Annotated in this window: 10 protein-coding genes; 9 read left to right on the plus strand and 1 reads right to left on the minus strand. The window is 63.2% G+C overall.

Going from position 1 to position 16399, the window contains the following annotated elements:
- A complete protein-coding gene (locus tag LOY54_RS01375; protein ID WP_258608911.1) occupies positions 1-822 on the plus strand; it encodes a thermonuclease family protein in 822 nt (273 codons plus the stop codon).
- Positions 823-1000: 178 nt separating this feature from the next.
- On the plus strand, positions 1001-2269 hold the full coding sequence (locus LOY54_RS01380; protein ID WP_045193954.1) for a malic enzyme-like NAD(P)-binding protein: 1269 nt from the start codon (positions 1001-1003) through the stop codon (positions 2267-2269).
- 151 nt (positions 2270-2420) lie between these two features.
- Here the strand turns inward: LOY54_RS01380 and LOY54_RS01385 are convergent, their stop codons facing one another.
- Entirely contained in the window at positions 2421-4874 is a 2454-nt protein-coding gene (locus LOY54_RS01385) for a penicillin-binding protein 1A (protein ID WP_258610678.1), read from the minus strand.
- Positions 4875-5010: 136 nt separating this feature from the next.
- Here LOY54_RS01385 and pilM point away from each other — a divergent pair, with 136 nt between their 5' ends.
- The 7 genes from pilM to gltB all read left to right on the plus strand — a co-directional run bounded on the left by pilM (position 5011) and on the right by gltB (position 16354).
- Positions 5011-6096 (plus strand): pilus assembly protein PilM, encoded by a 1086-nt coding sequence (gene pilM, locus LOY54_RS01390; RefSeq protein ID WP_258608913.1) that lies wholly within the window; start codon positions 5011-5013, stop codon positions 6094-6096.
- Positions 6093-6947 carry a pilus assembly protein PilP gene (locus LOY54_RS01395; protein WP_258608915.1) on the plus strand — a complete coding sequence of 285 codons (855 nt, stop codon included), beginning with the start codon at positions 6093-6095 and terminating at the stop codon, positions 6945-6947. Before pilM ends, LOY54_RS01395 begins: the two co-directional genes overlap by 4 nt.
- Positions 6948-6971: 24 nt before the next feature.
- The gene (locus LOY54_RS01400; protein WP_258608917.1) at positions 6972-8213 is read left to right on the plus strand and encodes a type IV pilus secretin PilQ; all 1242 of its coding nucleotides are present in this window, start codon (positions 6972-6974) and stop codon (positions 8211-8213) included.
- A gap of 4 nt (positions 8214-8217) precedes the next feature.
- Positions 8218-8736, plus strand: a complete 519-nt coding sequence (gene aroK, locus LOY54_RS01405) for a shikimate kinase AroK (RefSeq protein WP_010222231.1) — start codon at positions 8218-8220, stop codon at positions 8734-8736.
- Positions 8737-8835: 99 nt separating this feature from the next.
- Positions 8836-9933 carry a 3-dehydroquinate synthase gene (aroB, locus tag LOY54_RS01410; protein ID WP_010222232.1) on the plus strand — a complete coding sequence of 366 codons (1098 nt, stop codon included), beginning with the start codon at positions 8836-8838 and terminating at the stop codon, positions 9931-9933.
- A 16-nt stretch (positions 9934-9949) separates the two neighbouring features.
- A complete protein-coding gene (locus LOY54_RS01415) occupies positions 9950-11545 on the plus strand; it encodes an SPOR domain-containing protein (protein ID WP_123564817.1) in 1596 nt (531 codons plus the stop codon).
- Positions 11546-11908: 363 nt separating this feature from the next.
- Entirely contained in the window at positions 11909-16354 is a 4446-nt protein-coding gene (gltB, locus tag LOY54_RS01420; RefSeq protein ID WP_258608920.1) for a glutamate synthase large subunit, read from the plus strand.
- The last annotated feature ends 45 nt before the right edge of the window (positions 16355-16399 follow it).

The following is a 16399-nucleotide window of genomic DNA, read 5'->3' on the forward strand; positions in this document are numbered from 1 at the left end:
TTGCGCGACGCTGGCCCGATGGGTTTGGCATTGCTGCTGAAAAAGGCGTCCCTCGTGGGCGCCTTTTTTATGGGCGCAATCTGGCAGTTGCCGGCCCTGGCATTCTGCGCGGCACCGGTCGATGCGCAGGTGGTCAGCGTGCGCCAGGTGGTCGATGGCGATACCTTGCGTCTGAATGATGGCCGCAGTGTTCGCCTGATTGGTATCAATGCACCGGAAATTGGTCGCAAAGGTCGCAGCAGTGAAGCCTTCGCCGAGGCTGCACGGCAGCGCTTGCAGGCCCTGGTCAAGGCCAGCGGCGGGCAGGTGGGGCTGGTTCCTGGCGTCGAGGCGCGGGACAAATATGGCCGTACTCTGGCGCATGTCTATGGCCGCTCTGGCGACAATTTCGAAGCACAACTGCTCAGTGAAGGCCTTGGCTACCGGGTTGCGGTGGCCCCCAACGTCACGTTGGCCGGCTGCCAGGCGCAGGCCGAGCGCGCCGCTCGTCAGGCCGGCAAAGGCCTGTGGCGGCAATCGCCATTGACCCCGGCAAGCGCCGTGCGTCAGTCCGGTTTTGCCCTGATAAGTGGCAAGGTGATGGATATCCAGCGCAATCGCGGGGGTATCTGGATCGAAATCGACGATTCTCTGGTGCTTCAGGTGCCGGCACGCCTGCAGCGCAATTTCCCCTCTTCGTTCTTCACTGATCTGAAAGGTCGATCGATCGAAGCCCGCGGTTGGGTGCTGGATCGTTCCCGCAAGGGTGGTCTGAAGCCGGGCCAGCAACGCTGGTTGCTGCCGCTGACCGATCCGTCGATGCTGGAAAGGGTCGAAAGATAAAAAATTGTCTACATTTTTAATTTCGATTGTACACATCGAAACCCTTGCAGGCTGCGGCTCTTGGCGGAAAGTCGTAGGTTAAAGCCCTTGACACAAGTGACCGGGCAGTCTTGTCGGCCCTTTGCTCTTTGCGTATCCTCGGCGGTCCGTCAGAACAGTAAATAGCGGAATGCCCACCATGTCAGATTTGAAAACTGCCGCTCTCGAATACCACGCTCAACCTCGTCCGGGGAAACTGAGCGTCGAGCTCACCAAACCTACCGCGACTGCTCGCGACCTGGCGCTGGCCTACAGCCCTGGCGTGGCTGAGCCGGTTCGCGAAATCGGTCGCGATCCGGAGCTGGCCTACAAGTACACCGGCAAGGGCAATCTGGTAGCAGTCATTTCCGACGGCACCGCCATCCTCGGCCTGGGTAACCTCGGCCCACTGGCCTCCAAACCGGTCATGGAAGGCAAGGGCGTTCTGTTCAAGCGTTTCGCCGGTATCGACGTGTTCGACATCGAAGTCGACTCCGAGAGCCCGCAAGCCTTCATCGACACCGTCAAGCGCATCTCGATCACCTTCGGTGGCATCAACCTGGAAGACATCAAGGCGCCAGAGTGCTTTGAAATCGAGCGCGCGCTGATCGAACAGTGCGACATCCCGGTATTCCACGATGACCAGCACGGCACCGCGATCGTTACCGCCGCCGGCATGATCAACGCCCTGGAAATCGCTGGCAAAACCCTGGCCGACGCCAAGATCGTCTGCCTGGGCGCCGGTGCAGCTGCCATCTCCTGCATGAAACTGCTGGTGAGCATGGGCGCACAGATCGAGAACATCTTCATGGTTGACCGTACTGGCGTGATCCACGCTGGCCGTGACGACCTGAACCAGTACAAGGCGGTGTTCGCCCACGCTACCGACAAGCGCACCCTGGCTGACGCCCTGCAAGGCGCAGACGTGTTCGTCGGCCTGTCCGGCCCGAACCTGCTGAGCCCTGAAGGCCTGAAGTCGATGGCGCCGAACCCGATCGTGTTCGCTTGCTCGAACCCTGATCCAGAGATCTCCCCGGAGTTGGCCCACGCCACCCGTAACGACGTGATCATGGCTACCGGTCGTTCCGACTACCCGAACCAGGTCAACAACGTACTGGGCTTCCCGTTCATCTTCCGCGGTGCCCTGGACGTTCGCGCCAAGCGCATCAACGAAGAAATGAAAATCGCCGCCGCCAACGCCCTGAAAGACCTGGCCAAGCTGCCAGTGCCTAAGGAAGTCTGCGCAGCCTACGGCGTCGACGCCCTGGAATTCGGCCGTGAGTACATCATTCCGAAGCCAATGGACGCTCGTCTGATCACCGTGGTTTCCGATGCCGTGGCCAAGGCCGCGATCGAGACTGGTGTGGCGACCCTGCCGTATCCGAAGAACTACCCGCTGAAAAGCGTGGATGACGTGTTCAACGGCTAATGTGTGGGCGGTGCGGCGACCCGACTTGACCCGCGATTAGCTGCAACGCGTAGTAAAAAGCCCCGGCTCGTGAGAGTCGGGGCTTTTTTGTGGGTGGGTTGTCACCTCTATCGCGGGGCAAGCCCGCTCCTACACCTGCGATGGGTTGCCATCAGAACAGATCGATCGGCGCTGCCTCGTCCGCTGGCAGCGGGCTGCCCGGTGCGCTGCCGTTACCCAGCTCGTTGACCGAAGGCGGTGTGTCTTCGGCCTTGAACAGCTCGAAGTAGGCGTTCGGCGTGCTTGGCGTCGCCGCCCGGCCGCTGACCGGGTCGACGCGCAGGCTGAGGATGCCTTCCGGCTCGGCCGGGGCATGGTTGGGCTTGTCTTTGAGTGCAGCGCCCATGTAGCTCATCCAGATCGGCAGCGCCACGGTGCCGCCGTACTCGCGGCGGCCGAGGGTTTCCGGTTGGTCGAAGCCGGTCCAGACGGTGGTTACGTAGTCGGCGTTGTAGCCGGAGAACCAGGCGTCCTTGGATTCGTTGGTGGTACCGGTCTTGCCGGCCAGGTCGGTACGGCCCAGGGCCAGGGCGCGGCGCCCGGTACCGCGCTTGATCACGTCCTGGAGCATGCTGGTGAGGATATAGCTGGTGCGCCCGTCAATGATGCGCTCGGCCACGGCCGGCGGCTGGGCGACGGCTGCGGCCGGATCGCTGGCCACGGTGCTCAGGCCTTCGCCCGGCAGCTGGGGGCTGATCGGCTGCTCGGGGGCGGCGATGCCGGCTTCGACCTGTTCGCTTTGCGGGACCCGTGGCGGGTTGGCAGTGAACAGGGTCTCGCCGTTGCGGCTCTCGATGCGTTCGATCAGGTATGGGCTGATCTTGTAGCCGCCGTTGGCAAAGGTGCTCCAGCCGGTGGCGATTTCCATCGGCGTCAGGGTTGCGGTGCCCAGGGCCAGCGACAGGTTGGGCGGCAGGTCCTGCTTGTTGAAGCCGAACTTGCTGATGTAGTCGATGGTCGGGCCTACACCCATGGCCTGCAGCAGGCGGATCGATACCAGGTTGCGCGACTTGTACAGCGCCTCGCGCATGCGGATCGGGCCGAGGAAGGTGTTGGTGTCGTTCTTCGGCCGCCAGACCTTGTCCAGGTATTCGTCGACAAATACGATCGGCGCGTCGTTGACCAGGCTGGCGGCGGTGTAGCCGTTGTCCAGCGCAGCGCTGTACACGAACGGCTTGAAGCTCGAGCCCGGCTGACGCTTGGCCTGCATAGCGCGGTTGTAGTTGCTCTGCTCGAACGAGAAACCGCCGACCAGGGCGCGGATCGCACCACTGTTCGGGTCCAGCGATACCAGCGCGCTCTGCGCCCCCGGCACCTGGCTGAATTTGAGGCTGCCGTCGTCCAGGCGCTGCACGCGAATCAGGTCGCCGACCTGGGCAACGTCGGCAGGCTGCTGTGGTGCAGGGCCCTGGCTGTTGGTGTTGAGGAACGGGCGGGCCCACTTCATGGTCTCCCAGGCCACCGACTCCTGGTTGCCGGCGCGGGTCAGCACCTGCAGGCCGGTCTTGCTGACTTCGGTGACGATCACCGGCTCCAGGCCGCCCAACGGGCGTTGCTTGCTCAGTTCCTGCAGCCAGGCGTCACGGGTCTTGCCCGGGAAGCGCGACTCGGGGCCGCGGTAACCATGACGCTCGTCGTAGGCAGTGAGGCCGTTGAGTACGGCTTTGTTGGCGATTTCCTGCAGGTCGCTCGGCACCGTGGTGGTGACGCGGAAGCCTTCGGTGTAGGCATCGCTGCCGTAGCGGCCGACCATTTCGGCGCGGGCCATCTCGGCGATGTAGGGTGCGTTAACTTCTGGGGTCGGCACGTGGTAGCTGGCGTTGATCGGTTCGGCCAATGCTGTCTGGTAGCTGGCTTCATCAATTTTGCCGAGCTTGTACATGCGCCCCAGGATCCAGTCGCGGCGCTCTTTGGCGCGCACCGGGTTGGCCAGCGGGTTGAAGCGCGACGGCGCTTTCGGCAGGCCGGCGATCATCGCCATCTGCGCCAGGCTGACATCGCGGATCGACTTGCCGTAGTACACCTGCGCGGCGGCTTCGATGCCGTAGGCGCGGTTGCCCAGGTAGATCTTGTTGACGTACAGCTCGAGGATCTCGTCCTTGGTCAGTTCGCGTTCGATCTGCAGGGCCAGGAGAATTTCGTTGGTCTTGCGCGAGAAGCTGCGTTCGCTGCTGAGGAAGAAGTTCTTCGCTACCTGCATGGTGATGGTGCTGCCGCCGGTCTGGATGTGCCCGGACTTGAGCAATTGTGTTGCAGCACGCATCAGGCTGCTGGGGTCAACGCCGTAGTGATTGGCGAAATTGTCGTCTTCAGCCGACAGCAAAGCCTGGATGAAATGCGGCGGAATATCGGCAAAACGGATGGGCGAGCGGCGCATTTCGCCAAACTCGGCGATCAGCTTGCCGTCGCTGCTGTAGACCCGCAAAGGGATCTGCAACTGGATGCTTCTGAGGGCCTCTACCGAGGGCAAGCTGGGGCTAAGATACAGAAATGCGCCGCTCAGACCGAGCACGAGCGCGCAGATGACTGCGACGAAAGACCACCAGAAGAACTTCAGCAGGCGTATCAAGGCTTTTGGGCGTCCAGAATAGAAGAATGGGTTGCGCGCGGGGCCAGCGGACAAAGGATAAACGCTGGGCATTATAAGCATTTTTCAACTCGCCGCGTTACGCACGCGGCTGTCGCCAGCAAGGAAAAAACCAATGCTTGGACGCTTCGGCATGGATGCCGGTTCACTCCTGGGGGTAGAAATTGCCCCGCCGTCTATCCGACTGGTGCAATTGCACCGGCGCAAAGGCGCGTGGCGCGTGCGGGCCTGGGCGCTTGAACCGCTGCCTGTCGGGGCCATGCTCGACGGCTGGATTGCCGACCCTGAGGTGGTTGGCCTGGCCCTGAAACGCGCGCTGCAGCGCAGTGGCAGCCGCTGTCGGCAAGCCGCCGTGGCCTTGCCGGCGGCGCGGGCTATCAGCAAATCGATAAGCCTGCCGGCGGGTCTGGCCGATGCTGAAGTGGCTGCGCAGGTGCACGATGCCGCTGAGCAGTTCATTCCCTTCGACCTTGAAGACACCGCGCTGGATTACCGGCTGCAGGCGCCGGCTGGCGCTGATGCGGTGAGCGTTCAGGTCGCGGCCTGTCATCGCGGTTTGCTGGAAACACTTGAGGCCACCTTTGAAGTCGCCGGGCTCAATGCACGGGTGCTGGAGATCGATAGCCAGGCGCTGCAGCGTGCTCCGGCAGTAGCGCTCGACGCCGAACTGGACCACGCGGGCTCGAGCCTGGACGTGGCCTGCGCCCTGGCCATGGGCGGCGTGCGACTTAATTTGTTGCCATGGCGCGAGCGCCGCCAGCGTCTGCGTACTCGAGGGTTTCAGGCAGGCTGTGCAAGTGTTGTGCTGCTGGTTGCCGTTGCCAGTGGTCTCATCGACCAGCATTTTCGTGGCGTCATGCAGCAGCAGTCGCTCAGCCCGCCCGGCGGGCAACTGGAGCCCGAGGCTTTGCGGCAGGAACTGAGGCAGTTGCAACGCTTGCAGGCTGGCCGGCATTTCGCCGTGGATGTCTTCGAGCAGGTTGAGCGGGCCATGCCCGATGGCGTGTACCTGACCGCCCTGAGCCAGGACCCGGCTGGGCTGAGGCTTGCCGGCATGGCCGGTTCGGCTGCCCTGGTTGCGGAACTGGCAGACCGCCTGAAGTCTTCATCCTTGATCAGTACTGCCGAATTGCAGCAGCTAAGTGCGGTCGAGGAGGGGCATGCGTTTGAGCTGGTAGCAGCCCTTGAGGTTGCACCTTGAGCTTCTGCGGTGTGCTGGCAAGTCGAGCCTGGCCAGTACAGGCGTTGATACTGACGGGCTTGCTGGCGCTTCTGGCAGGCCTGGCTTACGCCGTGCATTTACGGCCGCTGATGACGCAGGCGGCGCTGATGGTCGATGCCTTGGCGCACGCCAACGCAGACAGCGTTGAGCCGACGGCCGAATTGCACAGCGGCTTGCAGCAAGCGCGCTGGCAATTGTCGGCAGGGAGCGCCGAGCCTGCCGTGTTCGAGTTGCTCTCCCGCCTGGCCGAGGCCCATGAAGTGGCCATTGAACAGTTGCAGGTAGTCCAAGCGTCGACCGCTGAGCATTACTTGGAACTGCCCGTGCAACTGCGCTTGCGTGGCGCCTTTTCGGCGCTTGCCGAATTTTTCGCGGACCTGGCCGCGCAGCCGCGGCTGATTACCGTGCAAGGGCTTTCGCTGAAGCCGGCCGATGCGCAGTTGCTGCACATGCAATTGCAGGTTCGCTCATACCAGCCTCGCTCGCAGCCGCAGTTGGCCCCTGGCGCGCAGCCACAGGCGGCGCAGCGACGGCCGGTTGCGATGCTGCGCAATCCATTCGCTCCATCTGCGCTGGCGGTGCAGGCCGATGTCTTGCAGCGCCTGGCGCTGGAGCAGCTGGAAATGGTCGGCAGCCTCGCCAGTCGCGGCGTGCGCTACGCGCTGATCCAGGCTGATGGCCGCGTGCATCGGCTGCAGGTCGGTGACCGCTTGGGTCGTGACCAGGGGCAGGTGGCCGAGATTGGCGAGCGCCATGTCGAGGTCATCCAGCAGGTTTTTGTTGCCGGCCAAGGCTGGCAAGCGCGGCGGCGAACTCTCGCCCTGCGCTGAAGGTGCCGACCAGGGAGGTCATCGATGGGCAAGGGGGCTGTGGTTGCGGCGCTGATAGGCTGTTGCCTGTCTGCCGGCGCGTTTGCGGGCAAGCAACAGTACGGCGGTGAGCCGTTGTCATTGAATTTTCAGGATGTCGAGGTGCGTACGGTGCTGCAGGTGCTGGCTGATTTTTCCGGGGTCAACCTGGTGGCCAGTGATGCGGTGCAGGGCAAGGTGACCTTGCGCTTGCAGGATGTGCCCTGGGACCAGGCGCTGGAGCTGGTGCTGCGCAGCAAGGGCCTGGAGCAGCGCAAGGATGGCAATGTATTGCTGGTCGCACCGCTTGCCGAACTGGCCGGGTCCGCGCCGTCGCGGCGCGAGCTGATACCGATCCACCACGCCAGGGCCACCGATATCGCCGAGCTTTTCCACAGCCTGATGGCCCATGAGGCCGGCGGCGCCAGCCATGGTTCGCTGAGTGTCGATGAGCGCACCAACACCCTGGTCGCCAGCCAGTCGCCGGAACGTCTGGAAGAGCTGCGCAGGTTGATCGGCGAACTCGATGTGCCGGTACGCCAGGTCATGATCGAGGCGCGGATCGTCGAGGCCAACGTCGATTTTGAAAAGAGCCTGGGTGTGCGCTGGGGTGGCCAGGTGCAGTTGGGCAAGGGCTTGAGCCTGGGTGGTGGCGATACCTTCGTCGACCTTGGCGCGGACCGGGCATCGTCGAGTATCGGCTTTGGCCTGGTGCGCAACAGTGCGCTGCTCGACCTGGAACTGAGCGCCATGGAGCGCACCGGCAACGGCGAAATCATTTCCCAGCCCAAGGTCGTCACCGCTGACAAGGAAACTGCGCGGATCCTCAAGGGCACCGAGGTGCCGTATCAGGAAACCAGCGGCAGCGGCGCTACCTCGGTGACCTTCCGCGAGGCCTCGCTGTCCCTTGAGGTCACCCCGCAGATCACCCCGGACAACCGGGTAATCATGGTGGTCAAGGTGACCAAGGACGAGCCCGACTACCTCAACGCCCTGGATCACGTGCCGGCGATCCGTAAAAACGAGGTCAACGCCAAGGTGCGTATCAATGATGGCGAGACCATCGTCATCGGCGGCGTGTACTCGACGGTGCAAAGTAAAGTTGTCGACAAGGTGCCATTTTTCGGCGATGTGCCGTATGTTGGGCGGCTGTTTCGTCGCGATGTTCTACAAGAGAAAAAATCCGAGCTGCTGGTCTTCCTGACTCCGCGTATCATGAGTGACCAGGCGATTGCTGTGAGTCGTTGATTCTGTGCGAAATTTGATACTTGTGGGGCCGATGGGTGCTGGCAAAAGCACCATCGGCCGCCTGCTGGCCAAAGAGCTGCGCCTGCCGTTCAAGGATTCCGACAAGGAAATTGAATTGCGCACCGGCGCCAATATCCCGTGGATCTTCGATAAGGAAGGCGAGCCGGGCTTTCGTGACCGCGAGCAGGCGATGATCGCCGAGCTCTGCGCGTTCGATGGCGTGGTGCTGGCTACCGGTGGCGGCGCGGTAATGCGCGATGCCAACCGTCAGGCCCTGCATGCCGGCGGGCGAGTGGTGTACCTGCACGCCTCGGTCGAGCAGCAGGTCGGGCGCACCTCGCGTGATCGCAACCGGCCGTTGCTGCGCACCGCCAACCCGGAGGCGACCTTGCGCGCGCTGCTGGAAGTTCGTGACCCGCTTTATCGCGAGATCGCCGATCTGGTGGTGGAAACCGACGAACGGCCACCGCGAATGGTGGTGCAGGATATTCTCGAGCGCTTGCAGAAGTTGCCGCCCCGTTAAGCCAGGACTATCCTCGGCGACCAGTCATGCCGTGACAGGGCACACCGTTATCGCGCGGTTCGAGCCATCGATGCCGCGCCTAGTTCATTGTGGGGACACATGCAGACACTAAAGGTCGAATTGGGCGAACGTAGCTACCCGATCTACATTGGCGAAGGCCTGCTGGATCAACCTGAACTGCTGGCGCCGCATATCGCTGGCCGGCAGGTCGCCATCGTGTCCAACGAGACTGTCGCACCCCTCTATCTCGAGCGCCTGAGCAAGACCCTGGGTGCCTATTCGGTACTGCCGGTGGTATTGCCCGACGGCGAGGCCTACAAGAACTGGGAAACCCTGCAGCTGATCTTCGATGCGCTGCTGACCGCCCGCCACGACCGCCGCACTACCGTGGTAGCGCTTGGCGGCGGGGTGATCGGCGACATGGCCGGCTTTGCCGCCGCCTGCTACCAGCGCGGCGTGGATTTCATCCAGGTGCCGACTACCTTGTTGTCTCAGGTCGATTCGTCGGTAGGCGGCAAGACCGGCATCAACCACCCGCTGGGCAAGAACATGGTCGGTGCCTTCTATCAGCCCAACGCGGTGCTGATCGACACCCGCAGCCTCAATAGCCTGCCGCCGCGCGAGCTGTCGGCAGGCCTGGCCGAAGTGATCAAATACGGCCTGATTTGTGACGAACCCTTCCTGGGCTGGCTCGAAGAGCATATGCAGGCCTTGCGCGGCCTTGACCAGGTGGCGCTGACCGAGGCCATTCGTCGTTCCTGCGCGGCCAAGGCTGCGGTGGTGGGCGCCGATGAGCGCGAGTCGGGCGTGCGTGCCACGCTGAACCTGGGCCACACCTTCGGTCACGCCATCGAGACCCACATGGGCTATGGTGTGTGGCTTCACGGTGAGGCCGTCGCGGCGGGCACTGTAATGGCCCTGGAAATGTCCATGCGCCTGGGCTGGATCAGCCAGCAGGAGCGTGACCGTGGTATCCGTCTGTTCCAGAACGCAGGCTTGCCGGTGGTGCCGCCCGCCGAGATGACCCCGGCGCAGTTCATGGAACACATGGCAGTAGATAAAAAGGTACTCGACGGTCGTCTGCGTCTGGTCCTGCTGCGCCGCATGGGCGAAGCGGTGGTCACCGACGACTATCCGAAAGAGATTCTTCAGGCCACGCTGGCCGCGGATTACCGCGCGATCGTGGCCCAGCTTTGAGGTTGATGAGCGTCCGATGACTAGTTTGCATGCCGACGAGGCCTTTCTCGGCCATTACCAGTTGAACCACGACCCCTTCGCTGCACGGGTGCCGGGTTTCAAATTCTTCCCAGCCCAGCGCAAGCCGGTACTCGGCCAATTGCACCACCTGGCCCGTTACAGCCAGTTGCTGCTGGTGGTCACTGGCCCTCAAGGCAGTGGCAAGACCCTGCTGCGCCAAGCCCTGGTGGCCAGCACCAACAAGCAATCGGTGCAGAGCGTGGTGGTTTCCGCCCGCGGCGCCAGCGATGCCGCCAGCCTGCTCGGCCAGGTGGCCCAGTCATTGGGCGTGGCCCAGGCTGAAGTCCCGGACATCCTTGCCCAGGTGGTACAACTGGCGCTGACCGGGCAGGAAGTCTATCTGCTGGTGGACGATGCGGAACAACTTGGCGAGTCGGCACTCCAAGCCTTGCTGGAGTTGGCGGCGGGTACCCCGGAAGGGCGTCCGCATGTCTTCCTGTTTGGCGAGCCGTCACTGATCGCCGGGCTGGAAGAGCTCAATGCCGAGCAGGAGCGCTTTCATGTCATCGAGCTTGAGCCCTACAGCGAAGAAGAAACCCGTGAATACCTCGAGCAGCGCCTGGAAGGTGCCGGGCGGGGCATCGAAGTGTTCAGCAGTGAGCAGATCGTTGATATTCACCAAAACTCTGACGGCTGGCCCGGGACTATCAACCAGGTTGCCCGCGATACCTTGATCGAAGCCATGATCGCCAGCCGGACCACGGCGAAGCGACCATCAATGGGGTTCAATATGCCGAAGAAACATGTGCTGGCGCTGTCTGCAGTTGTCGTGGTCGCCGTCGCGGCCGCCGTGCTGATGCCGAAGAAGGGTGATCAGGCGCCAACTGCCCCTGCCGAACAGGCGCAACTGCCGCTGGGCGAAGGTCAGCCAGGCAATGCCCAATCGAACAACGGCGGCCCGGCGATCGAATTCGCCGGCAATTCGCAGCCGATGCCACTGCCGCTGGTAGGTCAGTCGCAACCGGTCATGCGTGGCCCGCTGGCCGAGTCTACCGGCATGGGTGAAGGCGAAGAGTCGACGCCAGCCGGCGAAACCGCGCTGCAGCCGTCTACTCCGCCGACCGTCACCACTATCGCGCCACCGGCAGGTGTCACTGCTGGCCCCGCACCAACCCCGGCGCAACCGGTTGCACCTGTGCAGCAGCCGGTAGCGCCTGTTGCCAGCAAGCCGGTTGCTCCTGCAGCCAAGCCTGCGCCAACCCAGGTTGCAACCGCCAAGCCTGCGCCCAAACCTGCCGAGAAGCCGGCCGCCAAGCCCGCAGCCGGTGGTAGCTGGTACGCCGGGCAGAAGCCGGGCAATTATGTCGTGCAAATCCTCGGCACCAGCTCCGAAGCGTCGGCCCAGGCCTACGTCAAGGCTCAGGGTGGCGACTATCGCTACTTCAAGAAAACCCTGCAGGGCAAGCCGCTGTACGTCATCACCTACGGCAACTTCGCCAGCCGTGATGCCGCCCTGGCTGCAATCAAGGCCTTGCCAGCCAAGGTCCAGGCTGGTAAACCTTGGCCTCGTACCGTCGCCAGCGTCCAACAAGAACTGGCCTCGACCCGCTGATATAGCCTGGTGGCACTACCCCCGCCACCTGCTGAGCGACTCCTGAACATCGGTCAAGCCTGCTGCGTACTGCGCGGCAGGCTTTTCTGTCCCAGACTGCCGGCCACAAGCCGTTCTTGCAGTCCAGGCTGAAACGCTTCAGACTCAAGCCATGCCGTTACCACGGCGCACGCTTAAAAACATTCAAAAATGCGACATGGACTTACGGCAATTCGTCGTAAATTTGTGGGCTTCCCTGTCGCTGTGCAACAATGGCTCCCCTATTGCCCCCGCAAAGCTGGCATTCGTTCGGCGTGGATGGTAAGTGGTTGTACTAAAAAAAGATTTGCCTTGGTGAGAGGCGAACCTGGTGAGAAAGTGTCTATGAAAACAGGTCTGTACCATCCCGAAGAATTCAAGGATAACTGTGGTTTCGGCCTGATCGCCCATATGACGGGCGAACCCAGCCACCACCTTTTGCAAACGGCCATCCAGGCCCTGACCTGCATGACCCACCGCGGTGGGATCAACGCCGACGGCAAGACCGGCGACGGTTGCGGTCTGCTCATGCAAAAGCCCGATCAGTTCCTGCGTGCCGTGGCCCGCGAACAGTTCGCCACTGAGCTGCCCAAGCAATATGCGGTCGGCATGGTGTTCTTCAATCAGGACAACGCCAAGGCTGAAGCCGCGCGCGCCAACATGAACCGCGAGATCCTCGCGGCCGGCCTGCAACTGGTGGGCTGGCGCAAAGTGCCGATCGACACCAGCGTCCTCGGCCGCCTGGCCCTGGAGCGCCTGCCGCAGATCGAGCAGGTGTTCATCGGCGGTGAAGGCCTGAGCGATCAGGAATTCGCCATCAAGCTGTTCAGTTCGCGTCGTTGCTCTTCGGTGGCCAACGCCGCCGACACCGACCACTACATCTGCAGCTTTTCGCACAAAACCATCATCTACAAAGGCCTGATGATGCCGGCGGACCTCGCCGCCTTCTATCCGGACCTCAGCGACGAGCGCCTGCAAACCGCGATCTGCGTGTTCCACCAGCGCTTCTCCACCAACACCCTGCCGAAATGGCCGCTTGCGCAGCCGTTCCGCTTCCTCGCCCACAACGGCGAGATCAACACCATCACCGGTAACCGTAACTGGGCCCAGGCGCGGCGCACCAAGTTCGCCAACGACCTGATTCCGGACCTCGAAGAACTCGGCCCGCTGGTCAACCGCGTCGGTTCCGACTCCTCGAGCATGGACAACATGCTCGAACTGATGGTCACCGGCGGCATCGACCTGTTCCGCGGCGTGCGCATGATCATTCCGCCGGCGTGGCAGAACGTCGAGACCATGGACGCCGACCTGCGCGCGTTCTACGAATACAACTCCATGCACATGGAAGCATGGGACGGCCCGGCCGGCGTGGTACTGACCGAAGGCCGCCATGCGGTGTGCCTGCTCGACCGCAACGGCCTGCGCCCGGCGCGCTGGGTCACCACCAAGAACGGCTACATCACCCTGGCGTCGGAAATCGGCGTGTGGGACTACAAGCCTGAAGACGTGATCGCCAAGGGCCGGGTCGGCCCGGGGCAGATCTTTGCCGTGGACACCGAAACCGGGCAGATCCTCGACACCGACGCCATCGACAACCGCCTCAAGTCGCGCCATCCGTACAAGCGCTGGCTGCGCCAGAATGCCCTGCGCATCCAGGCCGACCTCAGCGATGACCAGGGCGTGGCCAGCTACGATGCTGACCAGCTCAAGCAGTATATGAAGATGTTCCAGGTCACCTTCGAAGAGCGTGACCAGGTGCTGCGTCCGCTCGGCGAACAAGGCCAGGAAGCGGTCGGCTCGATGGGCGACGACACGCCGATGGCGATTCTTTCGCAGCGCGTGCGCTCGACCTACGACTACTTTCGCCAGCAATTCGCCCAGGTCACCAACCCGCCGATCGACCCGCTGCGTGAAGCGATCGTCATGTCGCTGGAGATCTGCCTGGGCGCCGAGCGCAACATCTTCCAGGAATCCCCAGAGCACGCCTCGCGGGTGATCCTCAGCTCGCCGGTGATCTCGCCCGCCAAGTGGCGCTCGCTGATGAACCTCGACCGCCCCGGCTTCGAGCGTCAGTTGATCGACCTCAACTACGTCGAGAGCCTGGGCCTGGAAGCGGCGGTGCGCAACATCGCCGATCAGGCCGAAGAAGCCGTGCGCAGCGGCAAGACCCAGCTGGTGCTGAGCGACCGCCATATCGCCCCGGGCAAACTGCCGGTGCATGCCTCGCTGGCCGTTGGTGCGGTGCATCACCGCCTGACTGAACTGGGCTTGCGCTGCGACAGCAACATCCTGGTGGAAACCGCCACCGCCCGCGACCCGCATCACTTTGCCGTGCTGATCGGTTTCGGCGCTTCGGCCGTGTATCCGTACCTGGCTTACGAAGTGCTGGCCGACCTGATCCGTACCGGCGAAGTGCTCGGTGATCTTGAAGAAGTCTTCAAGTACTACCGCAAGGGCATCTCCAAGGGCCTGTTGAAGATCCTCTCGAAGATGGGCATCTCGACCGTCGGTTCCTACCGGGGTGCACAGCTGTTCGAAGCCGTCGGCCTTTCGGAAGAAGTGGTCAACCTGAGCTTCCGTGGCGTTGCCAGCCGTCTCAAGGGCGCACGCTTCGTCGACATCGAGAATGAGCAGAAGCTGCTCGCCGCCGAAGCCTGGAGCGCGCGCAAGCCGATCCAGCAGGGTGGCCTGCTGAAGTTCGTCCATGGTGGCGAGTACCACGCCTACAACCCGGACGTGGTCAACACCCTGCAGGCCGCCGTGCAGCAGGGCGACTACGCCAAGTTCAAGGAATACACCGCACTGGTCGACAAGCGTCCGGTGTCGATGATCCGCGACCTGCTCAAGGTGAAAACCCTGGAGCAGCCGCTGGAGCTGAGCGAGATCGAACCGCTGGAAGCGATCCTCAAGCGCTTCGACTCGGCCGGTATCTCCCTCGGCGCGCTGTCGCCGGAAGCCCACGAAGCCCTGGCCGAGGCGATGAACCGCCTGGGTGCGCGCTCCAACTCCGGTGAGGGCGGCGAAGACCCGGCCCGCTACGGCACCATCAAGAGCTCGAAGATCAAGCAAGTGGCTACCGGCCGCTTTGGCGTCACCCCCGAGTACCTGGTCAACGCCGAAGTGCTGCAGATCAAGGTCGCCCAGGGTGCCAAGCCGGGCGAAGGCGGCCAGCTGCCAGGCGGCAAGGTCAACGGCCTGATCGCCCGGCTGCGTTACGCCGTGCCTGGCGTGACCCTGATTTCGCCACCGCCGCACCACGACATCTACTCGATCGAAGACCTCTCGCAGCTGATCTTCGACCTCAAGCAGGTCAACCCGCAGGCGCTGGTCTCGGTCAAGCTGGTGGCAGAAGCCGGTGTTGGCACCATCGCCGCCGGCGTGGCCAAGGCCTATGCCGATCTGATCACCATCTCCGGCTATGACGGTGGCACCGGCGCTTCGCCGCTGACCTCGATCAAGTACGCCGGCGCGCCGTGGGAACTGGGCCTGGCCGAAACCCACCAGACCCTGCGCGGCAACGACTTGCGCGGCAAGGTCCGGGTGCAGACCGACGGCGGCCTGAAAACCGGCCTGGACGTGATCAAGGCGGCCATCCTCGGCGCCGAAAGCTTCGGTTTCGGTACCGCGCCGATGATCGCCCTGGGCTGCAAATACCTGCGTATCTGTCACCTGAACAACTGCGCCACCGGCGTCGCCACCCAGAACGACAAGCTGCGCAAGGACCACTACATCGGCACCGTCGACATGGTGGTGAACTTCTTCACCTACGTCGCCGAAGAAACCCGCGAGTGGCTGGCCAAGCTGGGCGTGCGCAGCCTCGGCGAGCTGATCGGGCGTACCGACCTGCTGGAAATGCTCCCCGGCGAAACCGAGAAGCAGAAACACCTGGACCTCAGCCCGTTGCTGGGCAGCCCACACGTGCCGGCTGACAAGCCGCAGTTCTGCGAAGTCGACCGCAACCCCCCGTTCGACAAGGGCGTGCTGGCCGAGAAAATGGTCGACATGGCCCTGCCGGCCATTCGCGACCTGTCGGGCGCCGAGTTCGAGCTGGACATCTGCAACTGCGACCGCTCCATCGGCGCGCGGATCTCCGGCGAAATCGCCCGTCTGCACGGCAACCAGGGCATGGCCAAGGCACCGATCACTTTCCGCTTCAAGGGCACTGCCGGGCAGAGCTTCGGGGTGTGGAACGCCGGTGGCCTGAACATGTACCTCGAAGGCGATGCCAACGACTACGTCGGCAAAGGCATGACCGGTGGCAAGCTGGTGATCGTGCCGCCTGCGGGCAGCCCGTTCGCGACCCAGCACAGCGCCATCATCGGCAACACCTGCCTGTATGGCGCCACGGGCGGCAAGCTGTTCGCCGCCGGTACCGCGGGCGAGCGCTTTGCCGTGCGCAACTCCGGTGCCCACGCGATTGTCGAGGGCACGGGCGATCACTGCTGTGAGTACATGACCGGCGGCTTTGTCTGCGTTCTGGGCAAGACCGGTTACAACTTCGGCTCGGGCATGACCGGTGGTTTTGCCTACGTGCTGGACATGGACAACAGCTTCGTCGACAAGCTCAACCACGAACTGGTCGAGATCCAGCGCATCAGCGGCGAGGCCATGGAGGCTTATCGCAGCCACCTGCAGCGCGTGCTGGCTGAATACGTCGAAGAAACCAACAGCGAATGGGGTCGTGAGCTCTGGGAAAACCTGGACGATTACGTGCGGCGCTTCTGGCTGGTCAAGCCGAAGGCGGCCAACCTGAAGAACCTGCTGTCCAGCACCCGTGCCAACCCGCAGTAGCGGCAAGCGGCAAGCCTCAAGCTGCAAGTTCAAAGCAGTACGAGG

This window comes from Pseudomonas sp. B21-032, from assembly GCF_024748965.1.
Taxonomy (GTDB): Bacteria; Pseudomonadota; Gammaproteobacteria; order Pseudomonadales; family Pseudomonadaceae; genus Aquipseudomonas.